Here is a 24062-nt window from a genome sequence, read left to right as displayed (position 1 = left end):
ATTAAATGCCGAATAAGTCTAGTTTTAATGCATCTGTATGGCGTTTACGTTGCAAGTATCCTAATGAACGAGCTGCATCTCCAGAACCTTCTTCTCCTGCAGTTGCATGAGCTTCCAGTTTATCTTCTATTTCTTGTGCCTTATCGAGCCTTCCTTTTTCCCACCAATGTCTGATATCACTATCCAAATCCTCATACTCTGCCATAAAAAGGCGTGTTTGCGCTTTGCTTAGATCAAGCATGATAGCCATGCTACGAGCATCTAAGTTTCTTGATCCGTACTCACGTACTTTGTATAGAAAATCTTCGCTTGTAAACTCCATAAAACAAAAATCCCCAATGCAATGCATCAGGGAAAGGACAGCCACACGGTGGTAGCGAATAATTTATATCAAAACTCAGTTCCAAATTCTGATCGTAAATATGTTTCATGGTTCTTTTTTACAATACCAAGAAATATATTATCTATCTCATAGCTTTTAAATTCATATTTGTTCTCTTTTTCAAATGTAGAAATCATATCTCTTAAACTTATCTCTAACTTTAATTGCATAGCATTACTAAGTTCTTTTCTTTCATTTACTTTTGGTAGATTATTCAAATATTTATCGTCCATGTAATTTATTTTTAATATCTAAATATAGCTATTTCTCACCCAACACTTCTTTCATTAACAATTCCCTTTCTTCATGTTTTTTTAGGTTGAGTTCATCGGCTTCTCTTTTATCCTTTCTTTTATCTGAATTTAAGCGCGATTTATAGCGTTTAACGTTTTCGCGGGTGTTTGCATATTGTTCAAGGAATTCGGCCGGATTATTGGCTAAAAGCTCCTCTAATTCATTTTTAAGAGAGTAAGTATTAAGGAGAGGATGTTTATTTAAGAACTGGCCTTTTGTATTGTAGTTTTCAAGTTCACGAATGGCCTGAAGGTTACGGATCCGAGTCTCGGCTAGTTCTTTTACTTTTTCGGGAGTAGGTGAGGAGTCTAGTTCTTTATCTAGTTCCTTCATGCGGATAAATGAATACACCCTGTCGTTGTACAACAGGGTGCACTTTTGTATTTCAGGTTCTGAAAGGTTAGTCCAATTAATATTTGGGTATTCCTTTGCAGGTGTTAGTTTTGAGCTTCGTTTTTTTTTGCTTCATCTAACTCCGCATTCATTTCCTCAAGTTCCTCCTGAGTTTGCTCCAGCTGGTCCTTAGTATCTTCTAACTCTCCTTTTAGATCTTCGTTTTCGTGCTCAAGGTCTTTATTACCGACTGTAACAATATCACCTCTATATTCTTTAAGAGCGAAAACTAATGCCTTATGATTGTTTAAATCAACATCAATTTTCAATACTTCAGCAAGCATTTTCATTAAATAGTAATTTGTATCCATATCTAATGTTAAAACCTTCAGCTTAGCTTTGGCTTCTTCTTCTGATACTGGATCCACTTTTATTAATTCAGCCTTAACTGCTTTTAATGCAGCAACAATAGTTTCTTTTTCTTTATTTTCTACAACGATATCTAAGGTTGCAATGATGCTTACCATACGGTGGTAATTTGGTTTGTTATCCAAATCCATTGCAATTAATTCCGTTTTAGCTTCAGTAATTTTCTTTTGAGCAGCTTCCTTTTCTGCTTTCTCTTTGGCTTCTTTCTCAGCTTTTTCTTTAGCCTCTTTTTCGGCAGCTTCTTTTTCTTGCTTAGTTTTTAATTCAGCTGCTTTTTTTGCTTCGTCTTCATCCTTGGAAGAAGTAAATGTTTTACGGTTAGTTTCAATTTCTTCTTTACTGGCTACATTAAGAAGATCCCATAATACTTCACGGTGAGTACGTTCTGGAGTTGGATATTTACGTTTAAAAACGTGACTATGTGGTCGTTTTGCCTTAAGTAGTTCTTTATCGGCTTCTAAATGTTTTACATTGATTAAGGCATTGAGTGCCTTTTTGCGTGTTCCTAAATCCATGGTTTTACACTTTAAATAATTACTAGTAATCTAATAATCACAAAGGTGTAATAGTGTGCAATGCACAGAAAGGACAATGAAAATAGTATTGTTATCCCATGATATTTAATCCTTCTAATGTTGCTGCAATAGCTATTTTTCCACCTTCAGTTAATGTTTGTGCAATAACCCAATTTTTTGATTGTTCTAATAAGTAGTCTTTCCAATCTTTTTTTTGCATTGATTTGGCTTCTTCAAAAACTTCATCAATTCGATTAAATATTACTTGCTGACCAAGTTCTAAACGGTTTATTTTATCTTTTAAATCATTCAAAATTTCTTTTAATTGAAATAATTCTACTTGGTTAAATGGAATATCATCATCAAAATTTACTTTTCTTAATACAGATTCAACAGCAATTATACCTTCATGTGTTAACATCACTGAAGATCCTGCTCCAAATCCCTCTATTAATCCTTCATGAAGTAAATATATAAAAGCACTATTAACTTCTTTCGGATCAAAGCCATTAATTCTTCCAAGTTCATTAAAATCAATCATTGTTCCAAAATCATCGTTAGTCACAATATAGGTCTCTTTTAGGAGTTTAAACCTAACGTTATCTTTTCTCTGGATATTTAGCATATCATTAAATATTCTATATATATTCCAAATATAACAAAAAAAGCCCCACCAATATGGTGAGGCTTTAACTTCAAATTAATTATGGACCTATTAAGCTGTCTGCACCCTGCTAACTTCGACAAGAGTTTCAGCATCATGTATTTTAAATGTAATTGAACTACCTGCATTGCCTGTCCAGGTTGTTCCGTCAACTAATACAAAGGTAGTACTGTCTGCAATGGTTGTAGGATTAGCCCCACCAACACCGTAAATAGTAATCGTTCTACCATAATCGCTGGAGGCAATACCCGAAACAGTTGCTAATGCAGTTGCACCAGTATTCACACTTAAATTGTATCTGCCATTTGTAGAAACTATTGCTAAGTTTGTTGCATCAGCTGCAATGGTTACCGGATCTTGTTGTACTATTTCGCCAGTATAAATACATGGTTGTTGCCAATGTTTATTACCAAAAGTAAACGTAACATAACGGCCTTCGTTATCATCTTTACGGTCGAAGCTATTTAAAGTCATTGGTTTGCATAGGGAGCCTTGTATATATCTTACTCCAGTTCCGCATTCTTGCCAAATAACAATGTGACCACGGCCGGCATACTCCTCTAAATAATTCATAAGCTGTATTCTGTTACCTGCCATAATAAAGCTTAGCGTATTATTAAAGTCAACATTTACATCACCTTTTTCACCGGTTCCGTTTGATTTAACCGACTCGTTTACGGCATCAAAGTAGTGCATATATTCACCGGCTTTCAGTGGTATTGTTCCTACTTCTCTGTCGGCATTTGGTTGTGGGAATACCTGTGTATCATCAATCTGTTTGCGATCGATTAACCAAACACGCATTCCAATTTGATTTCCTGCAGAATCTTTTGCACTTACTTCATCCAGGTTTCCTACACTTGCCATAGTAACAATGGCAGTAACACCAGAACTACCTAATACTACTTTGGGCGCATTATAGTTAGGAGCCATAACTGAACCTACTGCAGAAACTCCACCAATAAAAACACAAAGTACCAATAGCATTTGAAGACGGTACTTTAAACCTGCCATAAATACTTTTTTATATGAATAAGCCAATTGCTTGCTATTCATTTTTTTTAAATTCCTCATTATATAAGTTTTTGAGAATTAAACTAAAATTAAAAGAAGCCCACTTCTATTGAAGCAGGCTATTAGGTTTTACCTATCTACCTCCGTTTCCTGGAGTATTAGGTTGAAGATTTGCATTGATAGTACGAACACCACCAACACAACGCTCTAGTTCGTAGAACTTATCATCGGTTTTATCATATACAACCATTAAGTAATCTCCTACTGCAGTAGGAGTGTAGGTAGCTGTAATTGAATCGAACTTACCCGACTTGTTAACTGTAGTTGCATTGGTTGTACCGGCACACTCAATAATATAAGCAGTACCTTCTTTGGAGTTGCTAATATCTGTAAGGTTGCGAGCTGCACCATTATCCTGAGTCATTTGCCAGAAACCGTTGTTTGCATCTAAAGTGGTAGCTTCTGCAGCAACTTTAAACGCTGGTTTATTCATAAAGATTTCCTGAAGTTCAAAGTTATTAGCTTCAAGTTCAGCTTTTGTTGTAAAAGGTTTACCAACAAACTCTGCCGAAGTTCCTTCTTTCCAAATACTCCATGCTTTAACGCTCTCCATCTCTTCTTTGAATTTGATTTTGAACATTTCGCCAGGAAGATTCTCAAGGCATTGTATGTTGCCAGGCTTTTGCATAAACATTAATTGGTGGCTTCCCATATTTGGAACCCAAATAATATTTACTTCTTCATCCTGAAGCTTACCGTCAACAACTGCAGAAAAGTCCCCATCAGCACCATATTTTTGGCGGTATCCGGATTTATACCAGGTTTTATGGTTTTTGTTTAAGTAAAGAGTAAGGTCTTCAATGTCACCCTCGTAAACTTCTTTTACTTTTTCTACAAACGCCTCCACAGTATCAATCATATCCGTGCCTGTGTTGGTATATTCAGCGTATGCAGCATCCTCAATAGGCAATAACTTATACTCGTGTACATAACGAATTAAAGTAAAGATTACACCTGTAGAAGCATGATTTGCATGAGCAGGTCGGTTTGCAACAGGTTTACGGAAAACACCAACAATTTTACGTTTGTATTGCTCATTGGTCAATTTTTCTGCAATCTGTAAAATGGCCCATTCAATCATATTCCATTTAATTGGGTCTGATCCGTCCTGATTTAAGTATGCGATATAACTACGTTCAATCCACTTCCAGTTTTTGAAAAGTGTTTTCATCATAGCGTCATCTACATAACCAACTTCTGGTTTAAGAGACATGCCACCTTTCCATACTTCACCCTCCTGGTATGGTTGAGAGAACTCATCGAAGAACGCATTAGTAATTAATTCGCGATCTTCAATACCATATCTTCGTGGGAAAATATCGTATACATTTTTAAGCCTAATGAATCTGGCTATTAAAGCATCCGTTCTACGAACTACAAACTGATCACCTAAACCAGCTCCACTTAATCCTGTATAATCAACATCAGCCTGAAGTTTTTCAGGATCACGCAACATATTACTTTCATGGAGCTCTTGCATACGTGCAGCTACTTTGTTACCAAAGTCTCTGGTTTCTTTTTGAAACTCGTTAAAAGTGGCTTCTTCATCTAATCCTTTTGAGGAGATGGTACGATCAACCATTAACTGGTTCCAACGTTTATCAAGCGAATACATGGCATGTTGAATGCCGAATAAATGTGTTTCTGAGTGAGGTAACCCAACAATGGCAACTTTCATATTTACTTTTTTAGGATCATCGTGCTCCATTTCCTGTTCAAGAGCTGTTTTTTCTTCCTGAAGCTTTTTAATCTTAGCATCCTTATCGCCGTTTTTCTTTTTTAAATCGGCAATTTGCTTTTTAATTTCAGCAACCTGTTCAGCCGGTGTTTTATCATTGGCTCCTGCACCATCTGTTTGATCCAAAATACCGGCTAAGTCTGCAAATGCAGTTTCAAGGCTTTCGTTTTTCTCTTTGTTTTCCTTATAAGCCTTAAGGTCTTCATCTAAATCGCTACCGTGTACTTCTTTGTACTTTTCGGCAAACTGAGTTTTTTCTTCTTTGGATAGGTCCGAGACTTTTTTCTTAAGTCCCATAGCCTCCATTATTTCTTGTAGTTTTTCTAAGAAATCCTTCATCTAAAAATATTTAAGAGATTAGTTTTAATGATTCTGTTACTGCATTATTGGTGTCAGCCTGGTCTAATGCCACACGGTATAATTCGGCCACAGCTTCTTCCAATGTCATTTGAGCGTCAATCAGGCCAATTTCGATGGCCCGAAGTGTTGAGAACGTTTCGCCCCTGAAGGCTGGGTGGTCTTCATCGAGTTTTGCAAGCGATGGTCTGGCATTGCGAACGGCTGTTCTGAATTGCTCGGCAAGAGGGTCGAGCTCTTCTTTTTTGTACTGGTCGGTTTTCCCCTGAAGTAAGTCATTGAATTTTTTGTTTTTTAAATCAGATAAATTGGAATATTCTTCGTGCCATTTAAAGCCTAAAGATTCGTAGTAAGGAACCATATCCCAAAAGCTCACCATGGTTCCAATGGATCCGAAAGTGTCGTTTGGTGTGGCTGCTATAATTTTTTTCGCAAAACAGATTAGGTAAAATCCTGCAGAAGCTGCCCTTTTTTCAACAAAGGCATATACCGGTTTTGTAAGTTCTATACCTACATTATAAGCCTGATCTAAAAACCATGCTTCACCACCTCCTGAGTTAGCCCAGATGAAATGCCCAATAATGTTTTCGTTGGCTTCAGCTGCAATTAAATCATCACGGAATTGTTTAGTAGAGAAGTACCAACCCCATGGATCATAGTCTGCGAAAATAGGTCCATCAATAAAATAGAAAGCAAGCGTGTTTTCTTCCAGCTGCTTATTTACATATTCTGTAGTAACATTAATATGTGTAGTTCGTGAAAGTCTATCGGCATGAGCAGAGGCCATTTTATTATAATTAATAACCTCCATATCCACACCATCCATATTCATCATTTGCATGATAGCCTGAATACGAGACTCCGGAGTCATGCATAAAGGTTCAGCAAGTAAAGTAGTGGCAAAGGGATGTTTAAATTTTGGCATGATGTATTTGTTTTACACCATGCAAGAAACCACGCATTTGCAAGGGGCAAAAGGACTTAAACCCCTCGTAAAATGGTGATTTTAAGAGTTTATTGTATTAAAGGAGAAGTGGCAGAGCGTTTCATTTGCCAGGTATCGGCATTTAAACCACTATCTAATGTTAATCTAACTGGAACTTCCTTTGTTCCCCAGGTAAATACTTCGCCTTGTGTGGTTTTTAATTGTACAATAACCTTTTCTTTTCTGTACTTTGTTCTTATTGTGGATTCAACAGAGTGCGATATAGGAGTTGTTTTCTGTTCGTAGTAATCATTAGCTCCGGATTCTTTTAAGTTTTCATTAAACTCAACATCGTTACCGGTTAATATTGTATCGATTGATTTTCCGGTATCCAATGTTATAGTATTTCCATCAATTGAAACTACATCAGAGGCAGGTACAATGTAAAATAAGTTGGCAAAATAGCGTTTCATGTTCTGTATGTTTGTGTTTATAATAGATAGGACAATGGAAGGACAGATAAATGCAACATAATGGACAAAACGGCCGCAAAAGTAGACGAGATTTTTTTCATTTTTTGCGAAGTTTTTTTCTTTTGCTGGTACCTGTAAAAATCCCGATAAAGAGAATTTGTTTTATAATGATCGGGATTGATATGATGCATATCGCAAAAATGATTAATGGCTAAATTTATCTCAAAGCCAGGCATCGATTTCCAGTTCTCTACATGATCACGTAAATCAATATAGAATTTGTTTTGTACCCATTTGCGAATGATTTTTTCTGAGTTTTCGCTGAGAAAATTATTATAGCTAATATTTAAATCCTTATAAAAAGGAAGTATTAATTCTACGTATTCGTTTTCATTGTATTTTTTGGGTTTGTAATTAGGAGGTACTTTAGTTAAAAGTTCTTTTACCAATATGCCAAGCTGTGTATGTTGTAGGGCTATTTGGTTTTGATCGGAGTAATAAATAGATTTTAAGTAATCAACAAAAAGTGGGCGCATTGCCACTTTAACGGTAATTCCTGAAGCCATATTTGATAATTAGTGTGAGTATGTACAAATATAACCATTCAAATACATAGTTCAAATATTATAAATACATAATACACAACTAATAAATACATTAAAATAAAAAAAGCTCCATTGCACGTTTGCAGGAGCTTTTCTAATCTTTAACCAAACCTAACCCTAAACTATGAGTTAATAGTACTAATATAATATAAAAAAGCGGGTTTGCAAATTTTGGTAAACTCAGCTGCTAACAATTGAGTTTATTAAAATACCCGCTTTTTTATTGTTTAATTATTCAAAAATCTACTATGCCACATTTCATATTGGCGGCATTTCTTTTTTATAAGTTCCCAATGTTCATCTTCTATTGCTTCTTCAAAGCTTTCAAATAGTTTTGAGTCTCCTTCCATTGTCATGCCAAAACTAAAATTTTCTTCAATATATTTTTTTGGTAGAAAAACGAAATAATGACAATCGTAGAATGCAAAAGAAAGTTCGAATACATCTATTACCATTTCGTCCTTATCATTATAATGCCAATTATTAGCTTCTATATAATGAAGAATTGTATTTGCGTCTATTTGCCTATGTATATTCATAATTATATTGTGTTAATATCAATTGCCAAACCTGATTTTATTAATCCAAATACATCAAAATGCCATTCAAATAATTTTTGAATACAGTCATAATATTTGCCTGAAGAGATTATAATTGTACTAAAAAGCCTAACATCAATAGCTAATCTACCATCTCTTATGGAACTTGCACACTGTAATGTTTTATTCATTTCATTTAATGGCATAAACGCCTCTCCATTAATTACTATTTCTTTAGTTAGGTCTGAAAGTGGACGTAGGATAGGTTTCCATTTTTCGCCATTAACCATTTCAATGTTAAAGACTCCCATAGTTGTTATTCTACCTTTGTAATCATAATCTCCATATCCATACTGTGATTGTATTTTTATATTATGAGGTAAATAAGGAGCTAAATGTTTTAATTGTAATTTATCTATTTCATTCATAACTTAAGATGTTAAACACTCTCCAAAATCTTTATTTCTTCTGGAGTTCTATTGTTAATACTCTTTTTGCGTATTCTACCTATCTCTGATTTTAAGTAGATGGGTTCCATCACTTCAATCTGAGTTTTGGCATTTGTAAACTCACTTTTAAGATTGTCGAAGTCACAAGAAACTTTTTCTAAGTTACACTCAGTATTGTGTAACTGATTTGAGGTATGGTGCAACTCACTTTTAACAGAGTCCAACTGTTTACCAAGTGAGTTTGCTCTCTCTTTTTCGTGGGCCAGTTCCCGGGCTTCTTTTGTTTCTCCCGTTTGGTGTTCAATTTTACCCAGACTATACATGATACAACCGGCAAATACTGCCATAAATATGGTTAGGTAAATGCGCATGTTTGGGTAAAGGTCCAGATTAAAACCTAAGAAAACCAAAGCAGAATCAAACACCGGGAAAACAACCTTTTGCCATCTGATACCAGGTTGCTGCATAATGATAATGGTAACAATACTAAATGCTATTGCTCCAACAATGGCAAACGCCTGGTGAATGGTTGCTCCGGATCCGGCTAAGTGAAGAAGACTTTTGCTGTTTATATAACTGAGTTCAGCTATCATAAATAGCAGAGCCATACTGATTAATGTTTGTTTGAGTTTTGGATTCATAGCTATACCTCTAAGTTTTGAATACCCATTATATCTATATTGTACAGGTCGCTTTCTGTTGCTTTTTCCCATACAATTAAATCAGGATCCTTTGTTCCATCGTTAGCGTCGAATCTGTGTTTTATAACTTCAACTATTACTGTATAGCCTCCAAAAAATCTTTTTTTCAGAAACCATCTTCCGGTACATTCTCTTAAAGTCATGATTGAACCTCCTTAACTTTAATGGTTAAGTTTTCTTCTTCAAATTCGTATCTCTCAACATATTTTAATGTAATACCTTCGCTACCATCAACCTTGTAGTAACCTTCTTTATTATTAAATTCATCAATTACTCCACGAGTATTCCAGTCTTCAAATGTTGCGCATTCAATAACTGATATAGCATACTTTCTCATTGCTTCATCAATCGGGTTTTCTTCTTTATCGTAAGACCAGACAAAGAAGTTGAGAAAGCTTTGAGCTTCTTTTTCTGTGAAGATTTCTGTGTCTACTTCAAATGAAGCAAAGGCTTCACTTGATCCGTATTCAAAGTCATATTGTTTTTTCATGATATCACCTCCTTGTCTCTTAGTTCTTGAAGTTGTTTATTGACTTGCTTTACCTTTTGAATTACTTCACTTTTGTTTGTTGTTACATACATTTTATTGTTTTCTGCGAGGTAAGAATTAAATCTTCCACCTTTCTTTTTTTGAATTGCAACTCCAAATTTTTCTGTCTCCTTATCTTTTAAGTCTAATACTCTTGTTATTCTGGCTCTATTAGGTATCATTTTATTTCTCAATTTCATGTTTACAATTTGGGCATATATACCCGTGAATTCTCATATCGTATTCGTATCCGCAACAAGTGCAGGTGTGCCATATCTCGTGGTTTGCATGTTTTTTTAATACCTCTGCAAATCGTTTGTCACTTATTGGTTTATAGTCTTCAGATATATTATCAGTATTATGCATAAAACTATGAGTTAATTGGTTCTTGAAAAACAACAAAGGTTTTACCATCATTATATGAAACTTCATGCAGGTGTTGCATGGGTTGATTCCTAAAACCAAAAGATGTTTCTGCAGGATAATCAGCAATAGCTGTGCGTAATTCACCAATTGTTGTGCATATTCCAAGGTGTTTTATTTTGCAATGGTTGGCTTCTTTAAAATAAGCATCAAATACACTTTTGGGCATTATATCCTTAGCTATAAACCTATAGAACCACCCCTTTTTATGCATTGATGAAGCATTCCAATTATCATCAAAAAAATAATACACATAGTGCATATTACCTGATGGAGCTACTTTAAAATAGCTTAACAAAATGGCTTTCACATCTCTTTTGTTAAAAGCGAAATCGCTATTTCTATTTATAATATTTGTTAGTTCAGATAAGCTATAATTGAGTTCCTTTTTATTAAAGACCCTAAAGGCTTTCATTAAGTATGTTTCAATTTCTTGAACTATAAGTAAGTTGATATTTTTTATTTTTTCCATTATTGATTTTTTTTGAATTTCCGAATTATAACACATTGTGAAAAATTGCGTGGATTTTGTTCCAAAGCTCATTTTACTGTTGTAAGATTCAGTTTATCATGGTGTTACATCGTTATAACTTTGTTCCTATTAATTTTTGATTTGTTCCCATTTGTGGCAGCATGTTCTTTATTTGGAACATTAGCCACTTTACTATTTTTGCATTAAATTATTTGTCCCATATTTATTGTGTTAATATTTAATCAATTACAGTCTTTTGGAACATTAGCCACAAATTCCACAGGTTTTTTAAAAAATCTTTCTAACTCTTCATCATTTAGAAATTGTTTAATAAAAAAAGAACAATAGCGACCTTTCTTTTCAGTTACCATAATTTCACCATTATCATCTGTTGAATAATGTTTGTACCTTTTGTTTTCTCCTGGTGATATGTTATATATTTCAATAAGCTTATCTCTCACATCAGTATTCTTAAACTTATAGTCACTATTCTTATTCAACTCAGTAGTTAAATCGGTAAGAGTATAGCATATCTCAGTTTCATTAAAATTGAAAAATGAATCAACCATGTACTCTTCAAGTTCTTTTTCAAGAATACTTCGGGTGTTATGCATTACAGTTCTTAGTGATTCCGTAACATAAACATGATCAGGAAACCAAAAACGGCTGGTCTTAGTGCCATAATGAAGCTTTCTGTTATTTAAGAAGTTCAGAAAGCAAGGCACCTCTTTACGCATCTTCTCTAACATATCAGGATCGTTCTTTTTACCGGCTTTTAAAAAGCTTGGTACCTTAAGAACTGCAAACCTGTTTTCGCCTGGATCAATCTGCATAAAGTTTCGTTCGTCATTGGTGCAGAATATGAGGTGTGTGTAATTATCAACGCTTTTGGCATCACTCCCTTTGGCCTCTAACCACATTACTTTACCTGTGGCCATATTCTTAATCATTTCCTTGGTCATTTTATCGTTTACCGGAATATGACCTTCATCTACTGCTACAAATAACTTCCCTGCGAAGTGAGATGTAAACTTTGGATTAAAGCGTTGATTGTCCAGGATACTCATATTAGCACCAAATATCAGTTTCAAAAAATCAAGAAAAGTAGATTTACCTGTATTTCGTTCACTACTTACTAAAGCCAATATAGGTAGACGTTGCATCGGATTTTGAAATGATAGTTGAATGTAATCTAAACCAAACTCGTAAAGTATTTCACCATCTAAATTGGCTGCTGAGAAAATATGCCTTAGAAACTTTTCAATGACTGGCCACTCTCCTGCAACCGGATCGTGATCAATAGGGTGATAAATGTTATACAATTCACTGGTAACATTATGATGTGCCACAGTGTATGTTCGTTGATACTCTCCATTATTACTTGGTTTGTTTACAAAACCATCATACTTTGGAATTTGCTTTATAAAATCACTCCCATAATCCCGATTAATTTCTCCAACCTTCCACCTGCTCAATACTTCCTCATACTCATTATGGCTATTAATAGTCATCATTCGTTTGTAATAATCGGATCCAACTCTCAAATACAGCTTTCTATCCGTATGCTGCAATTTTTCGAGCTTATCACCATCATGGCAATATCGAACATGCCTAAAAGTAAATTCATAACTCTTTAATCTATCTGAATGATAAGAGTAAAAGCTAATAACATCCTTAAGTTTAAGATGATTGTATAACCTTGTTAAGCTTAATTCTGTAAGGTTTATTTTGTCATAGAAAGCATTCTCCTTTTTTCTGAACTGGCGTAAACTCTTCATTGAGTCCTTGCTCTTTTGTGCCAATTCATCTAGCGAAATAATACTATCAGTAGCAAAAAAATGGTGTTTAATGTGGGCAAACCAAAGTGTAATTGTATCATCTATTTCAAAAAGAGTTTCTTTAAACTGCTTTACGGCAAAATAGATATTATTTAATGGTGCAGTAAGATCTTTATCTGCACCGGGTTTAAACTTTGGATCCAGAACATCGGCATTGTACATAAGTACTACAGAGTGAATCTTCTTTTGAGCTAAAAGCTTTACTAATCCTGGTTCAAGTGTTTTTAAAGTATCACTATCTTGATTAGTAATTCCTTTGTACCCGATAAACGGTATACCAGCTTTTATTGCAGCATTGGCTTTAAAAGGTAAATCTGTAATAAATAATGTAGAAATGCTAGCTTGTTTTTTTACTGATTCTGGTATAAATAAAACCTGATCTTCAGATTTTTTACCATTCTCAGTAATTGGTTTATAATTAAGCTCCGACATAAATTACCTCCTATAACTTTCGCCTTCAAATCTTACTACTTTACAAAGTCTGTTGATCCTTTCCCAAGTTCTGATATCATATCGTTGTAAAATCTGATCTTTAGTAAGATTTGTGGTAATAAAAAGTAGCCGCATTTCCTTTTCGGCCAGATTAATAATTCGGTTAAAAGCCTCGTACTTTTCTCCATAGTTATTAAGCATAGGTTCTACGCCTAGTTCATCAATGGCAATTATAGGACGGGTTAAAATCTCTTGTATTTTTTCCGGCATTTCCTCTGCAGGATAAACATGTACATTCTTGTTAAACTTTATATTAAAAATAAGAGGGAGTACACCTGTTAAAATACTTGATTTGCCACGACCACAATCACCAACCATGCAAAGGCCTTTCCCTTGGTTGTCAACCATCCATTCAGCAACTTTATCATACTCAGGTAACCATTCTAGTTTTTGCACCGTTCCATCAGTACTAATAAAAGATTGATATAATATTTGACGGCAGTACTTAAAGTCTCCAAATGAAAACTTTTTTGCCTTTCGTACAGGGTTAATATGTGCCTGCTTTAATCGTTCTAGTCCGAGTTGAATATCACCAGCCTTCATAATTCTTTGGTTTTTGGTTAGTAATTTTTTGTCCTGGGCGATTACCTGATTTATTAACTACTTTTTGCTTTGATGGCTTGTATTCATAAACACCGCTCCAATTATTACTAATTGAATAATCAATGTTTATGATGGCCTTTTGCTCACTTTGATTTGAAATATTAAACAAGTTTGATAATGCCTTTTGCTCACCCATTGGTGTGTAATTCTTACTTGTTTTTTGCTTATGGTGTTTTTTCCATTCAAGCCATTTTGCAGCAAAGGCATCGCTTTTCCAGGGGAGTTCAATTTTTTGATTACCGTTTATTTGATCAGTCACCCATTGGTTAAAGTTGACCAGTACTTTTTGCGCTTCATTAAATTTAGAAATCTGATAACTTGAAAGTTTTCCCTCGTCACCTAATTCATGAAATAGATCCTGAATTGAATTAACTGCTTTTACGTATTTTGTTTGCATAGCTAATTATTAAAAGGATTGTTGTTTGTTAGAAAAACAAAGTCATAGTACTGAGTAGTACTTTTTAAATTTAAATCAGAAGGTAGTTCCTGAGTCGTAAATATTATTTTTGGATCTATTTGAAAAGGGGAATTACCTCGCTTTTCAACGTTTATAGGATAGACACATCTTCGTATAATAGTTTCAATATGTATGGCGTTATTGGTCTCGCATTCAATTATTACCAAATCTGTATCTTCATTACAATTATTGAAATAGAATGGAGGAAATCCTGACTGATCATAACCTTTAAAAATCAACGTTATTGGATTTTTGTATTGTGCCTTAATATGATTAGCTAATGTTGTTTTCCCTGATGCTATAGGGCCTACTATTATTAAGTTCTTTTTCATCTTTATGCTGTTTTAAATACTGAGCCGCTCCCAACAACATCTCACTCACAGTTCGGTACCCGGTATAATGTTTTGTAATTCCGTTAATTGTTATGGCAACTTGCCAATGGTGTTTCTTCAATTGGTTGTCCATCTTTATTGCATCGTTCAAATTCATATATGAATACCCACGGATCAAGCTCCCATGATTTATTTCCATTTATGGATTGCCACAATGTTTTAAAGCTTTCATAAGGATCACTTGTTACTAAAGTTTTTAACGGAGAATTGTATTTCTCATACCAAACACCTTCAATATTCTCTTTCTGAATTTTTATTCCTTCACTAATGCAGTCACTATCAGATATGTCTTTTAATCGCTCAACTCTGACGTCTGTAATCTTTAAAAATTTTCGTGCAAATTTTACAGGTAAGTGTAGTGGAGATCTCCATTTGCCTGGATTAAGAATTTTATTACCAATGCAATTCTTTGTACCTCCATATTTATACTCTATTGGAGCAGCGGTAATATTTGCAGGAGATAATGAATCAAAATCGCGAGGAACCCTAAACGGTTCACGGATGTATATAATATCTCCGGTTTCGTATTTAGGTCTTTTACCCAGTAAACATGTTTTTGATTCTGGAGCAAAGAATGCATTTGAATAACCTAACTTATTTGAGTATAGAATCTTTTCGAAGTTGTATGCGTTAGGATCATCATTGAAATCGCTCAAGCAACTTTCTACTCTCCTGGTCATTGTTTTTTGACCGCTGTCTATTGCAGCAATCATATCTGGTTTAAACAGAATCCCTTTCATTTCACACCTCCTTCCTCAATTGGAACCAACTTGTATTTTTTGAATAAGTCAGGATCCAGTTTTATAAAACGGTGACAAAGGTTTTTATCTTCTTTGTTTTCGTATTTTTTGCTTACCTCATTTGTTAACTCTACAGGTAAAAAGTCAACAAGCTCATTTGCTATTTCTGGTAATGCTATTACTTTAATTGTAAATTGTGGGTAGTCCATTTTTTTTAGTCTTGAAATTGTGGGAATTGTTTTTCGATGTTAGCTATTCGGGTTTTCATTTCGCCTATAACTAAATCGTTTACTAGTGTAAATCTCATGGCATCAGCATTATGATATTCAAGGTTTGCACCTTTGCTTTCGTGCCAGTCTGGTAAAAGGTAAATGGCGTTGCATCCGTATAATGCCGGTATGCAAATACGCATTGCACTTTGCCAGTCGGTACCTTGGGTTACAAGGCGCATTGGATTTACTACTTCGTGCCCAAGCCTTCTGAGCATTTCTTCAACTTTTAAAAATTTTTCAAAAGTTTCTTTATAAGGTAAGCCTGTTACCTTACCCGCTATATAAACTTTATAGCGCATAGGTTGTAGCTTCTTTGATGTAAGAAGCCTATTTGTATTGCTCATTGTAATATTTTTAAAAGTGTGTGAGGAATTAATTACCGATAGGGTGGCTTATGATGGTTGTAATAATACAATAGCCTTAAAAGAACGTTCCGGCATATTAATTCTATGTTTTAACTACTTTAAAATATTATGCTTAATTGCATATTGAGTGAGCTCGGTATTATTACCTAGGTTCAATTTTTTCTTAATGTTGGCAATGTGATTTTCTGCAGTTGAAATACTTATAAAAAACTTGTTTGCAATTTCCTTTACAGGAATATTTATAAGTGAAAGTATTTCTGTTTCTCTGCTGGTTAGTCCTGTGTTGAACTTAGGAGAACAAATTACTTCTTCATCGCAACAAAATCCACCTCTAAGGGGGCATTTTACCTTTTCAAGATTCCAGTTTCCTTCGTGGTCTATATCTGGCTTTTCATCGGCTAAACCAAAGTTACATTTAACAAACCTACGAACTACCAAATATCTAAAATCAGCACTTGGGCTATATAACTCTTGCAACCTATTGAAAGCGTCTGGATACATGGTTTCAATTTCGGCATACATTAGTTTAATTAACTCAGTGTCTTTCTCTGAAAAAGTTCTGTGCGCTCCTCCTTGCGATACAATAATGTCTTCGCCAAATGGGTCAGTATGGAATTCTATACTCTTCATAACATACAATTTGGGTGTTATTCACTATAAAAACATACGTTTTAAATACAGAAATTTGTAATGTGTATTTAAAGTGTTGACATTTTGTATTTGGATTTGATTTTTGAACGAGATTGAATCGCTGAATGCATTGAAATAGTAGGTATTTCAATATTAATCAATTCATGAATTGTACATTGAAAGAAGTCAGCAATGGATGTGAGTTTAAGGGATGGAATATCAGATCTATCAGATTTTTTTATTCTCCTCCACATATAGAAGGTGTAGTCGCTAATGCCCAGTTGTTCAGGTATTTGTTTTAGGGCTTTTTGTCTCTCTTCAAAAGGGAGATCATTCAACTTTTGTTCAATGTTGAATTTGTAATCTTTTTTAGACATATTTATATAATTTTTAAAGTGTGATTGGAAATATTCCAATTATGTTTGTATCTCGACAATACAAATATGGAGTATTTCCTCACACAATGCAAAAGAATTATTGATTTTTTTAAAAAATAATTATGCATCAGGGTGAAGAACTTAAAAGAATAAGGAAAAAAAGGAGGATTAAAATGCAGGTAATAGCTGATGCTATCGGCATTAAACCTAATTCACTTCATTATCTTGAAGCAACTGAAACCTTACAATATGAAACCTTAAAAAAATATTGTAAGGTTCTTAATATTCCAATTACTCATTTTCATTCAGATATAAAAGATGAAGAAGAGCATCTTAAAGAGTCAAGTAATTCGTATGAAACGGTTACTCATGTAGGTAAAAGGATTAGTGAACTTAGAAAACAAAAAAGATTTAATGTTTCAGACTTTGCTGCAGCACTCGGTTATAGAAATAGACAAAGCGTTTATTCTATGGAAAAAAGGGCAGAGGTTGACTTTGAAATAATAAAAAAGGTTTCTGAGATATTGGATGTTTCCTTAGAGGATATACTAGGTAAAAAACTTTTAAATACACTTAGCATACAACCTCAGGAGGAAGAAGAGGACAAGGATCTTTATGAAAAGGATAAAAAGATTATGAGTTTACAAGAAAAAATAATTGAATTACAGGATGAAGTAAATAGGCTTAATAAATTGCTAAACCTCAGAAAGTGAGATAGACACGTAAAAAGCCTATAATATTTATTATTTGAGAGTATTGTATAATATTATTAGCGTGAATAGTTAGATACAAAGGCATATGGAGTGATCATCTAAAACCGGTCTTCCACCCAAACAAAAAAAACGCAAGTGTTATTGTAATACTTGCGTTTTTTGTTTCAAACAATTAAAACTAGAAAGAAAGTTACTTGAATTTATTTATTATTTAATTTGTTTGAATTGTTATTAGTTTTTAGAGTTGTTCAACCAGGCGGTTAACATCCAGTGTTCTTTCTCAATCGATTTAATCATACTATTAATTAAATCAATGGTTGCAACGTCTCCGGCCTCTTTGGCAGCTTCAGCTACTTTAATTAACAGACCATCTAATTTTTCAATATCTGATAATACGTCTCTTGTCATTTCAAGGGGAGTAAGGTTATATCCCGTTTCTTTAATTTCTGAAATTTCCAGATATTCTTTTAATGTACTCATAGGTGTTTGTCCGAATACACGAATTCGTTCTGCAATCTCATCGATATTGTTAACAGCTGCGGTATATAGTTCCTCAAACTTTTGGTGTAAATCAAAAAAGTCAGGACCCATTACATTCCAATGGTAGTTTCTTAGTTTTTGATAAAACACGTGATAGTTAGCAATCACATTGTTCATTGATTTTACTAATTCTGCTGTGTCTAATCCTGTAAATCCTAATTTTGAATACGTTTTTGTTAAAGTTTCCATAATGTATATTTTTTATATTAATAATAATTGAATTGTCCTTATATCTATTTTGATCTCGACTTTCTAATTAATTCAGCTCGTGAAACATTAGGATTGCTTTTTCTGAATCCTTTGTAATTTCCAGCGACTGACTCTTTTGTATGATGTTCTCGAAAAAGTTTTTATGTTCCCGGAGTACTACAACTAGGTCGTACTTGTTATTGTGGGCATAATTATTTATACCTGTGCTAATATCTCTTGATGATATTGTTTTGACTTCTATGTTTTCATAATCAATTTGCTGAACGATGTCATTGGCAAAGTCTAATGTGTTACGAAAATTTGAATCTTCCTTTTCGGAAATGTGAAGCATGGTTATATGTGATCTGAATACCTTAGCGATATTTATCAGATTTTTTAGTTTTTCAATATCCTCCTCCAGAAAATCTGAAGCATACAGGATTCTGTTAAATGGTTTAAAAGTATAATCAGATGGTAGTCTCAGAATTGGGCATTCGGCTAATTGAGCAAATTTGTCAAAGAAAGACAGAAGTGATACATCTACTCTAAAACTATCCTGTGCAAGTATAATGAGATAGGTGTCTTTTTCTCTGGATTTTTCTTTTATTAAATAGTCAAGAGAAGATGTGCTTTGTTTGATTTCAATATTTAAATCAGCTGTATCCTTCTCATATTTGTTAACAACTTCTTTGGCTTTGCTTGATATTTCCAATAGAAGCTCTTGTTGTATTTGAGCTTCGCTTGCTGCGGTTAAAGGTGTGGCTCCGGCTAAAGACGATGCTGCTGCATTTTCTACAACTATATTTAGCTCAATATCTTTATTTAGTTTATTACCAAGGTGAATACTTGTTTTAATAGCTTCCTCTATGTTTTTTGTAGTATTTATATACTCTATTATTTTACGTCTCATGATGTTAATATTTTGAATTAAAAATTTTAGTATTTCCTGCAGGTTATTATATGTTGTGCAATTGTGTGCTGCTGTTTATAGTAGATCAAATACTGTTCTGATTTTATTATTTGATGCCAAAAAAAGATGTGATAAGTTGTAACGTACAGAAGGATAGAATGATATGTTTTTGTTATTTTTTTGATTAATTATTTTAGCTGTATAACTGTGTAAGTTTTTCAACAGCATTTGTCTGGTAAAACTGTTGAATACACACCACACATGTGTTTAATCCCTTCAGTTATTAAGTTAGATTAGGCAATAAAAAAAGCAGGAACCTTAAACTGTAGTAAAAAGGATTCCTGCCTTGTTTTATATATTGGGTAATGATCTTCGTAAGAAGTGATATTACGATTCAATAACTTCTTCAGACTTTTTATTTCTAACATGGTTTAATTTACTCTTGAGTTCAGCTTCAGCTTGCGATAATTGGCTTTTTAAATCATCAACAACATGGTTAACATGTCCTTTCATATCTTCCATTTTTCTATGAACCTCTTTTGTGGCGTTTTTTGTAACTCTTTGCGATTCTTTCTTAATCTTTCTTCTGGTTTTATAGCCTTTATCAGGAGCAAATAAAACACCAGCAATTGCTCCAACTGCTGCACCACCTAAAATTCCTAATATTGTTTTTGTATTTGACATAACTTAAAAGTTTTATTTGTTAAACATCTTTCCTATTATAGAGAAAAAACCTTGCCAAATATGATTTGTTGGGTTTGAGGTAAATATCCTTAATAAAACTGTAGAATATTTACTCAATTGTGGAAGTTGTTACACAGTTTTAATCTCCACAATATAAGTGTGTTTTGTAGGTAATATGTTGTAAAATAACATCTTATTCGTTCTTAGCTTCAGATAAAACTTCACCTAATGATTTACCTCCTTTAATTCCAAAGTCAAGAGTACGTATTGGGAAAGTAATGGTAATGTCATTTTTGTCATAGGCAAGTTTGATGTTTTTTATGCCTTGAGATTGTGCCTTTAAATAGTCTGTTTCACTTTTAAAATCTACCCAATATTGAACTACAAAATTAATCGAGCTGCTACCGAATTCAGTATAGAATAGTTCAACTGTTTTTTCTGGTTTGAGAAAAGGAATTTCTTCAATGGCTTTCTTAGTTATATGTTCAGCCTTTTCAAGATCGTCGCCGTACGAAATTCCAACCGAGAGATCAATTCTTCGTTGTCCGTTTATGGTGTAATGCGTGTAATAATTTTCAATGATAAGTCTGTTGGGAATAATAACATCCTGTCCCTGGAGGGTGGTTAATGTTGTAGCTCTGATACCAATTTCTTTTATGGTACCATAAATATCGTTGTACTCGATGATGTCGCCCACATTAATAGGACTTTTAACAGCCATGTAAATTCCCGATAAAAAATTTGAAGCTACGTCCTTAAAAGCAAAACCTACCGCCAATCCTATAATACCTATTCCTGCCAATAAAGAGGTTACGGTTTTATCAAGGTTTAATACACCTAATGCGACAAAAGTTCCGGCTATTATGATGGCTGTGTATACAATAGCATTTAATAAACTATTTACTGCTTCATTGTATAGAAATCTTTGGAGTGTTTTACTTACAATGTTTCTAATAAATTTTGCTACTACAAAGGTTATGATTAGAACCAAAACCGCTACCAAAAAATTGGGTAGCATTGATATAATCGTGTCATACCAATCGAATAATTTTATGAAAATTTTATTGTAAGCGTTAGCAAAATTATTAATCATAAGGCAAATTGATGAATGGTTATTTGATATAATTAAAGGTATTTAATATGTGAGAGAAACTATGACCTATAAAATGCATAAACACATAAGCCCTAAATTATAAGGACTTATGTGTTTATTCATAAAAGTGTAGTTTTGAGGTTTTAGTGTAACGCTGTTATACGTTGTCATTGAAAAAGTCTTTAACACTTTCTCCAAATTGATTAAAGTCGTGTTTAACTTCCTTTTTTAAATCCTGCCAGTTTTCTTTACTGTCATCACCCAACTGATCAATTTTAGCTGCAATCTTTTTACTCTGAGATTTTAAATCCTCAATTGCATCCTGGGTTGTTTCACTCATTTCTTTACCTGTGAGTTCGGCATCTTCTTCAAATTTCTCAATTTTGTTATCAAAATTATTTAGAATCTCTTTTGCACGACTCTGAAACTCTTCATTGTTTTCTTGTGCAACACTTTCGATTGATTGTCCCAAATCCTTAAGGTCAGTCTTTAAATCTTTCAAATTTTCCTCGATTTTCGTGTCATTCGATTCTTTTTTTGAAGTTGACTGATTACAGGAAACCAGTGAAATGCTTGAAAATATTATAGCTATAATCGTTATTATCTTGAATTTATATTTCATAATATATTTAGTTTTTGTGAATATTAATTAGGTATGTTTATTTGTCTGGGTTAATTGAAACTTGTTATAAAAGATTTTGAATTTCTTTAATTAATTCGCTTCTGGCTTTACCGGTTCTTTTTTGTAATCTACCTAAAATCTGATCTTCGATTCCTTCAGTATAGGTTAATTCATCTTCAGTAAATTCACCATATTTTTCTTTTAGTTTACCTTTTAACTCGTTCCAGTTTCCTTTAATCTCAAGTTTATCCATGATTAATTCTTTTTTTGGTTTATATATAGTTTAATTGACAGTATGAGTCCGGACAAATAACCAATGCGCATGATTAAAATACTGTCAGTAATTAATTCGCGATCTGATTAATAAATTGAAAACACTATGCCAACTTTTAATGTTATGGAGTTGTTTGTGTTGTAAGGTGCAGTAAATAAGTTGGATACGTTAGGTGTTGGGTTTTTGAAATTTTTATTGATGATTTTATTTGTGGAGAAAGTGTTACAATTAAGTGTGGAGAGAATTTCACGAATCTGTTCCCATAATGAGGTTTTCTACAAATTTTTCAGGTAATGGTTTTGTCTTATAGTCAACTACGAATGGATAATCCATGGCTTTTTTAAAGTCTGAATAACGCGTTGAACTTGTTACTATGATAATTTTTGTAGAGAAGCTTGTATTTGCAAAACGTTCCTGAAACTGATTTATAAATTCAAAACCATCCATTACAGGCATATTTAAATCAAGCAAAATATATTTGGGAGCCTCCTGATTGTTTTTATGTATGTAGCTTAAATGTTCCAAAGCCGATCTGGCTTCACTTTCTGTGGTAAAGTACTCCTTTAATCCTGCCATATCAATGAGCATTTGATGCAATTCTAACAGAAACGAGTCATCATCTATCATTAGTGTTTTATTAAATTCCATATCCTTATCTTTTGTTGTGAGAGTGAGTATAACCTGCCTGTTTTGTTATTCATATTCTTTTAAATAGAGTATGAATTTTGTGCCCATGTTAATTTCACTTTCTACTTCAACTTTTCCTCCATTTCTTTTAACCATTGTATCAATAATATGTAATCCTAATCCCATACCTTTTGATTGATGTGTAAATTTTGAAAAGGGTTTGAAGATTTTATTTTTAATAGTTTGAATATCCATTCCAATCCCGTTGTCCTCAAATATTAGTTTTATTGTATCTGAATTGTATCTGTGAGCAGATATGGATATTTCAGGAGGCAAGGATTCTTTACTGTACTCCAGAGCATTTTTTAAAAGGTTAGTTATAATTGATTTGATAAACCCTTTTACATAATTTAATTGTAAAGACTTAGAAATGGATATATTAATATTTGCCTTGTAGTTTGTTATAAAGTCATTTTCACTACTTAATACTTCTATAATAATATCTAGTAAATTGATGTTTTTTGTAAATGGATCATTGTTTCCCTGAGCATCAATAACTTTAATTATTCCTTGAATCGTATTGTCGAGTTTTTCAACATTATAAAACATGTTGTGCATTAACTTATCCTTGTTGGCAGAAGTATCCTTGTTTAAGATTTTTGTGAGCATTTTAATATTTGCTACAGGAGCCCTTAAGTCATGAGCCATGGCATGTACAAAATGATCGAGATAATGGTTAATTGCCTGTAATTCGGTGTTTTTGGAATCTAGTAGTTTGGTTTGAATCACTTCGTTGTGGATATCTGTACCTGTTCCAATCCAATTTATAATTTCATTGTTATCATTTTTTACGGGTACCAATGAAACCAAATGCCAATGATAGGCCTCTTCATTAGTGTTATAAATTCTGATTTTTATATCGGATTCCTTTCCTGTTTTAAGTATGTCATTCCAAAAATCTTCTATAACATTGTGGTCAGCAGATAATGTGGCATACCACCAGGTTTTGTTTAAGTCGGTATTTGCTTTGGCTCCAGTGTATTTATACCATCTTTTATTGAAAAATTCAATTTCACCTTTTGCAGATGTAGTCCAAGCAATTTGAGGGAGTATATCAATAATTTTCTTGTCCCTGTGTGTGTTCTCAGAAATCTGTTTAAGAAAATTAAGTTCTTCTTTCAGGTTTTTATTAAGAACAGTATGCTCAGTTCTCTTTGTATAATCCTGTGATTTATTATTATCTATATTTTTATTCTTGATGTGATCCATTTTGCCATTAGCTTCTCTTAATTTTTGTACCTTAAAAAATAGCTTCAAGCACTATGCCAGTTGAAGTGAGGAA

At 33.4% G+C, this 24062-nt stretch carries 35 protein-coding genes; 1 reads left to right on the top strand and 34 read right to left on the bottom strand.

Going from position 1 to position 24062, the window contains the following annotated elements; genetic code table 11:
- Window position 1: 1 nt before the first annotated feature.
- The 26 genes from OM075_RS00520 to OM075_RS00395 form a co-directional block, all read right to left on the bottom strand.
- Entirely contained in the window at window positions 2-322 is a 321-nt protein-coding gene (locus tag OM075_RS00520) for a hypothetical protein (protein ID WP_301188494.1), read from the bottom strand.
- A 68-nt stretch (window positions 323-390) separates the two neighbouring features.
- Window positions 391-615: a hypothetical protein gene (locus OM075_RS00515; protein ID WP_301188493.1), complete on the bottom strand. Its 225-nt coding sequence runs from the start codon at window positions 613-615 to the stop codon at window positions 391-393.
- A gap of 28 nt (window positions 616-643) precedes the next feature.
- Window positions 644-1042 carry a hypothetical protein gene (locus tag OM075_RS00510; RefSeq protein ID WP_301188492.1) on the bottom strand — a complete coding sequence of 133 codons (399 nt, stop codon included), beginning with the start codon at window positions 1040-1042 and terminating at the stop codon, window positions 644-646.
- Between the two features lie 71 nt (window positions 1043-1113).
- The gene (locus tag OM075_RS00505) at window positions 1114-1953 is read right to left on the bottom strand and encodes a hypothetical protein (RefSeq protein WP_301188491.1); all 840 of its coding nucleotides are present in this window, start codon (window positions 1951-1953) and stop codon (window positions 1114-1116) included.
- A gap of 91 nt (window positions 1954-2044) precedes the next feature.
- Complete coding sequence (locus tag OM075_RS00500; protein ID WP_301188490.1) at window positions 2045-2518, bottom strand: hypothetical protein; 474 nt, start codon at window positions 2516-2518, stop codon at window positions 2045-2047.
- A gap of 150 nt (window positions 2519-2668) precedes the next feature.
- On the bottom strand, window positions 2669-3691 hold the full coding sequence (locus OM075_RS00495) for a hypothetical protein (RefSeq protein ID WP_301188489.1): 1023 nt from the start codon (window positions 3689-3691) through the stop codon (window positions 2669-2671).
- 73 nt (window positions 3692-3764) lie between these two features.
- A complete protein-coding gene (locus OM075_RS00490; protein WP_301188488.1) occupies window positions 3765-5768 on the bottom strand; it encodes a hypothetical protein in 2004 nt (667 codons plus the stop codon).
- A 10-nt stretch (window positions 5769-5778) separates the two neighbouring features.
- Window positions 5779-6711: a S49 family peptidase gene (locus OM075_RS00485; RefSeq protein WP_301188487.1), complete on the bottom strand. Its 933-nt coding sequence runs from the start codon at window positions 6709-6711 to the stop codon at window positions 5779-5781.
- Between the two features lie 89 nt (window positions 6712-6800).
- On the bottom strand, window positions 6801-7184 hold the full coding sequence (locus OM075_RS00480; protein ID WP_301188486.1) for a hypothetical protein: 384 nt from the start codon (window positions 7182-7184) through the stop codon (window positions 6801-6803).
- 17 nt (window positions 7185-7201) lie between these two features.
- Complete coding sequence (locus OM075_RS00475; RefSeq protein WP_301188485.1) at window positions 7202-7750, bottom strand: hypothetical protein; 549 nt, start codon at window positions 7748-7750, stop codon at window positions 7202-7204.
- 266 nt (window positions 7751-8016) lie between these two features.
- Entirely contained in the window at window positions 8017-8328 is a 312-nt protein-coding gene (locus OM075_RS00470; protein ID WP_301188484.1) for a hypothetical protein, read from the bottom strand.
- Between the two features lie 2 nt (window positions 8329-8330).
- On the bottom strand, window positions 8331-8756 hold the full coding sequence (locus OM075_RS00465; RefSeq protein ID WP_301188483.1) for a hypothetical protein: 426 nt from the start codon (window positions 8754-8756) through the stop codon (window positions 8331-8333).
- A gap of 11 nt (window positions 8757-8767) precedes the next feature.
- Window positions 8768-9385 carry a hypothetical protein gene (locus OM075_RS00460; RefSeq protein WP_301188482.1) on the bottom strand — a complete coding sequence of 206 codons (618 nt, stop codon included), beginning with the start codon at window positions 9383-9385 and terminating at the stop codon, window positions 8768-8770.
- Window positions 9386-9420: 35 nt separating this feature from the next.
- Window positions 9421-9621 carry a hypothetical protein gene (locus tag OM075_RS00455; RefSeq protein WP_301188481.1) on the bottom strand — a complete coding sequence of 67 codons (201 nt, stop codon included), beginning with the start codon at window positions 9619-9621 and terminating at the stop codon, window positions 9421-9423.
- A complete protein-coding gene (locus OM075_RS00450) occupies window positions 9618-9968 on the bottom strand; it encodes a hypothetical protein (protein WP_301188480.1) in 351 nt (116 codons plus the stop codon). Before OM075_RS00450 ends, OM075_RS00455 begins: the two co-directional genes overlap by 4 nt.
- A complete protein-coding gene (locus OM075_RS00445) occupies window positions 9965-10207 on the bottom strand; it encodes a hypothetical protein (RefSeq protein ID WP_301188479.1) in 243 nt (80 codons plus the stop codon). Before OM075_RS00445 ends, OM075_RS00450 begins: the two co-directional genes overlap by 4 nt.
- A gap of 170 nt (window positions 10208-10377) precedes the next feature.
- On the bottom strand, window positions 10378-10902 hold the full coding sequence (locus OM075_RS00440) for a hypothetical protein (protein ID WP_301188478.1): 525 nt from the start codon (window positions 10900-10902) through the stop codon (window positions 10378-10380).
- 242 nt (window positions 10903-11144) lie between these two features.
- Window positions 11145-13172: a primase-helicase family protein gene (locus OM075_RS00435; RefSeq protein WP_301188477.1), complete on the bottom strand. Its 2028-nt coding sequence runs from the start codon at window positions 13170-13172 to the stop codon at window positions 11145-11147.
- A gap of 3 nt (window positions 13173-13175) precedes the next feature.
- Window positions 13176-13775, bottom strand: coding sequence for a P-loop NTPase family protein (locus OM075_RS00430; RefSeq protein WP_301188476.1), 600 nt, complete (start codon window positions 13773-13775; stop codon window positions 13176-13178).
- Window positions 13762-14232: a phage replication initiator YdaU family protein gene (locus OM075_RS00425; RefSeq protein WP_301188475.1), complete on the bottom strand. Its 471-nt coding sequence runs from the start codon at window positions 14230-14232 to the stop codon at window positions 13762-13764. The genes OM075_RS00430 and OM075_RS00425 overlap by 14 nt, the downstream gene beginning before the upstream one ends.
- A 2-nt stretch (window positions 14233-14234) precedes the next feature.
- Window positions 14235-14624 carry a hypothetical protein gene (locus OM075_RS00420; protein WP_301188474.1) on the bottom strand — a complete coding sequence of 130 codons (390 nt, stop codon included), beginning with the start codon at window positions 14622-14624 and terminating at the stop codon, window positions 14235-14237.
- Window positions 14625-14707: 83 nt separating this feature from the next.
- The gene (locus OM075_RS00415; RefSeq protein WP_301188473.1) at window positions 14708-15424 is read right to left on the bottom strand and encodes a hypothetical protein; all 717 of its coding nucleotides are present in this window, start codon (window positions 15422-15424) and stop codon (window positions 14708-14710) included.
- Window positions 15421-15633: a hypothetical protein gene (locus OM075_RS00410; protein WP_301188472.1), complete on the bottom strand. Its 213-nt coding sequence runs from the start codon at window positions 15631-15633 to the stop codon at window positions 15421-15423. Before OM075_RS00410 ends, OM075_RS00415 begins: the two co-directional genes overlap by 4 nt.
- 5 nt (window positions 15634-15638) lie before the next feature.
- Window positions 15639-16040 carry a DUF4406 domain-containing protein gene (locus OM075_RS00405; RefSeq protein WP_301188471.1) on the bottom strand — a complete coding sequence of 134 codons (402 nt, stop codon included), beginning with the start codon at window positions 16038-16040 and terminating at the stop codon, window positions 15639-15641.
- A 114-nt stretch (window positions 16041-16154) separates the two neighbouring features.
- Window positions 16155-16691 carry a response regulator transcription factor gene (locus tag OM075_RS00400; RefSeq protein ID WP_301188470.1) on the bottom strand — a complete coding sequence of 179 codons (537 nt, stop codon included), beginning with the start codon at window positions 16689-16691 and terminating at the stop codon, window positions 16155-16157.
- A 68-nt stretch (window positions 16692-16759) separates the two neighbouring features.
- Window positions 16760-17068, bottom strand: coding sequence for a hypothetical protein (locus OM075_RS00395; RefSeq protein ID WP_301188469.1), 309 nt, complete (start codon window positions 17066-17068; stop codon window positions 16760-16762).
- A gap of 122 nt (window positions 17069-17190) precedes the next feature.
- Here OM075_RS00395 and OM075_RS00390 point away from each other — a divergent pair, with 122 nt between their 5' ends.
- Window positions 17191-17781, top strand: coding sequence for a helix-turn-helix domain-containing protein (locus tag OM075_RS00390; protein ID WP_301188468.1), 591 nt, complete (start codon window positions 17191-17193; stop codon window positions 17779-17781).
- 231 nt (window positions 17782-18012) lie between these two features.
- Here the strand turns inward: OM075_RS00390 and OM075_RS00385 are convergent, their stop codons facing one another.
- The 8 genes from OM075_RS00385 to OM075_RS00350 form a co-directional block, all read right to left on the bottom strand.
- Window positions 18013-18510 carry a Dps family protein gene (locus OM075_RS00385; RefSeq protein ID WP_301188467.1) on the bottom strand — a complete coding sequence of 166 codons (498 nt, stop codon included), beginning with the start codon at window positions 18508-18510 and terminating at the stop codon, window positions 18013-18015.
- A gap of 67 nt (window positions 18511-18577) precedes the next feature.
- Window positions 18578-19420 carry a hypothetical protein gene (locus OM075_RS00380; protein WP_301188466.1) on the bottom strand — a complete coding sequence of 281 codons (843 nt, stop codon included), beginning with the start codon at window positions 19418-19420 and terminating at the stop codon, window positions 18578-18580.
- A 387-nt stretch (window positions 19421-19807) separates the two neighbouring features.
- On the bottom strand, window positions 19808-20104 hold the full coding sequence (locus OM075_RS00375; protein WP_301188465.1) for a YtxH domain-containing protein: 297 nt from the start codon (window positions 20102-20104) through the stop codon (window positions 19808-19810).
- 193 nt (window positions 20105-20297) lie between these two features.
- The gene (locus tag OM075_RS00370; RefSeq protein ID WP_301188464.1) at window positions 20298-21197 is read right to left on the bottom strand and encodes a mechanosensitive ion channel family protein; all 900 of its coding nucleotides are present in this window, start codon (window positions 21195-21197) and stop codon (window positions 20298-20300) included.
- Between the two features lie 157 nt (window positions 21198-21354).
- The gene (locus tag OM075_RS00365) at window positions 21355-21819 is read right to left on the bottom strand and encodes a sll1863 family stress response protein (RefSeq protein WP_301188463.1); all 465 of its coding nucleotides are present in this window, start codon (window positions 21817-21819) and stop codon (window positions 21355-21357) included.
- Between the two features lie 64 nt (window positions 21820-21883).
- Window positions 21884-22072 carry a CsbD family protein gene (locus OM075_RS00360; RefSeq protein ID WP_301188462.1) on the bottom strand — a complete coding sequence of 63 codons (189 nt, stop codon included), beginning with the start codon at window positions 22070-22072 and terminating at the stop codon, window positions 21884-21886.
- Window positions 22073-22339: 267 nt separating this feature from the next.
- A complete protein-coding gene (locus tag OM075_RS00355; RefSeq protein ID WP_301188461.1) occupies window positions 22340-22741 on the bottom strand; it encodes a response regulator in 402 nt (133 codons plus the stop codon).
- A gap of 45 nt (window positions 22742-22786) precedes the next feature.
- On the bottom strand, window positions 22787-24037 hold the full coding sequence (locus OM075_RS00350) for a PAS domain-containing sensor histidine kinase (RefSeq protein ID WP_301188460.1): 1251 nt from the start codon (window positions 24035-24037) through the stop codon (window positions 22787-22789).
- Window positions 24038-24062: the final 25 nt, after the last annotated feature.

This window comes from Plebeiibacterium sediminum, from assembly GCF_026013605.1.
GTDB classification, from domain to species: domain Bacteria; phylum Bacteroidota; class Bacteroidia; order Bacteroidales; family Marinilabiliaceae; genus Saccharicrinis; species Saccharicrinis sediminus.
This window is presented reverse-complemented; position numbering and strand designations above follow the sequence as displayed.

Coding starts and splice junctions, on each gene's coding strand:
- OM075_RS00395 (WP_301188469.1), bottom strand. CDS start 17,068: ATGTCTAAAAAAGATTACAAATTCAACATTGAACAAAAGTTGAATGAT.
- OM075_RS00435 (WP_301188477.1), bottom strand. CDS start 13,172: ATGTCGGAGCTTAATTATAAACCAATTACTGAGAATGGTAAAAAATCT.
- OM075_RS00405 (WP_301188471.1), bottom strand. CDS start 16,040: ATGAGCAATACAAATAGGCTTCTTACATCAAAGAAGCTACAACCTATG.
- OM075_RS00490 (WP_301188488.1), bottom strand. CDS start 5,768: ATGAAGGATTTCTTAGAAAAACTACAAGAAATAATGGAGGCTATGGGA.
- OM075_RS00375 (WP_301188465.1), bottom strand. CDS start 20,104: ATGTCAAATACAAAAACAATATTAGGAATTTTAGGTGGTGCAGCAGTT.
- OM075_RS00360 (WP_301188462.1), bottom strand. CDS start 22,072: ATGGATAAACTTGAGATTAAAGGAAACTGGAACGAGTTAAAAGGTAAA.
- OM075_RS00390 (WP_301188468.1), top strand. CDS start 17,191: ATGCATCAGGGTGAAGAACTTAAAAGAATAAGGAAAAAAAGGAGGATT.
- OM075_RS00460 (WP_301188482.1), bottom strand. CDS start 9,385: ATGGCTCTGCTATTTATGATAGCTGAACTCAGTTATATAAACAGCAAA.
- OM075_RS00450 (WP_301188480.1), bottom strand. CDS start 9,968: ATGAAAAAACAATATGACTTTGAATACGGATCAAGTGAAGCCTTTGCT.
- OM075_RS00480 (WP_301188486.1), bottom strand. CDS start 7,184: ATGAAACGCTATTTTGCCAACTTATTTTACATTGTACCTGCCTCTGAT.
- OM075_RS00410 (WP_301188472.1), bottom strand. CDS start 15,633: ATGGACTACCCACAATTTACAATTAAAGTAATAGCATTACCAGAAATA.
- OM075_RS00475 (WP_301188485.1), bottom strand. CDS start 7,750: ATGGCTTCAGGAATTACCGTTAAAGTGGCAATGCGCCCACTTTTTGTT.
- OM075_RS00420 (WP_301188474.1), bottom strand. CDS start 14,624: ATGAAAAAGAACTTAATAATAGTAGGCCCTATAGCATCAGGGAAAACA.
- OM075_RS00380 (WP_301188466.1), bottom strand. CDS start 19,420: ATGAGACGTAAAATAATAGAGTATATAAATACTACAAAAAACATAGAG.
- OM075_RS00355 (WP_301188461.1), bottom strand. CDS start 22,741: ATGGAATTTAATAAAACACTAATGATAGATGATGACTCGTTTCTGTTA.
- OM075_RS00365 (WP_301188463.1), bottom strand. CDS start 21,819: ATGAAATATAAATTCAAGATAATAACGATTATAGCTATAATATTTTCA.
- OM075_RS00470 (WP_301188484.1), bottom strand. CDS start 8,328: ATGAATATACATAGGCAAATAGACGCAAATACAATTCTTCATTATATA.
- OM075_RS00520 (WP_301188494.1), bottom strand. CDS start 322: ATGGAGTTTACAAGCGAAGATTTTCTATACAAAGTACGTGAGTACGGA.
- OM075_RS00400 (WP_301188470.1), bottom strand. CDS start 16,691: ATGAAGAGTATAGAATTCCATACTGACCCATTTGGCGAAGACATTATT.
- OM075_RS00515 (WP_301188493.1), bottom strand. CDS start 615: ATGGACGATAAATATTTGAATAATCTACCAAAAGTAAATGAAAGAAAA.
- OM075_RS00385 (WP_301188467.1), bottom strand. CDS start 18,510: ATGGAAACTTTAACAAAAACGTATTCAAAATTAGGATTTACAGGATTA.
- OM075_RS00465 (WP_301188483.1), bottom strand. CDS start 8,756: ATGAATGAAATAGATAAATTACAATTAAAACATTTAGCTCCTTATTTA.
- OM075_RS00485 (WP_301188487.1), bottom strand. CDS start 6,711: ATGCCAAAATTTAAACATCCCTTTGCCACTACTTTACTTGCTGAACCT.
- OM075_RS00505 (WP_301188491.1), bottom strand. CDS start 1,953: ATGGATTTAGGAACACGCAAAAAGGCACTCAATGCCTTAATCAATGTA.
- OM075_RS00455 (WP_301188481.1), bottom strand. CDS start 9,621: ATGACTTTAAGAGAATGTACCGGAAGATGGTTTCTGAAAAAAAGATTT.
- OM075_RS00440 (WP_301188478.1), bottom strand. CDS start 10,902: ATGGAAAAAATAAAAAATATCAACTTACTTATAGTTCAAGAAATTGAA.
- OM075_RS00430 (WP_301188476.1), bottom strand. CDS start 13,775: ATGAAGGCTGGTGATATTCAACTCGGACTAGAACGATTAAAGCAGGCA.
- OM075_RS00415 (WP_301188473.1), bottom strand. CDS start 15,424: ATGAAAGGGATTCTGTTTAAACCAGATATGATTGCTGCAATAGACAGC.
- OM075_RS00425 (WP_301188475.1), bottom strand. CDS start 14,232: ATGCAAACAAAATACGTAAAAGCAGTTAATTCAATTCAGGATCTATTT.
- OM075_RS00495 (WP_301188489.1), bottom strand. CDS start 3,691: ATGAGGAATTTAAAAAAAATGAATAGCAAGCAATTGGCTTATTCATAT.
- OM075_RS00370 (WP_301188464.1), bottom strand. CDS start 21,197: ATGATTAATAATTTTGCTAACGCTTACAATAAAATTTTCATAAAATTA.
- OM075_RS00445 (WP_301188479.1), bottom strand. CDS start 10,207: ATGAAATTGAGAAATAAAATGATACCTAATAGAGCCAGAATAACAAGA.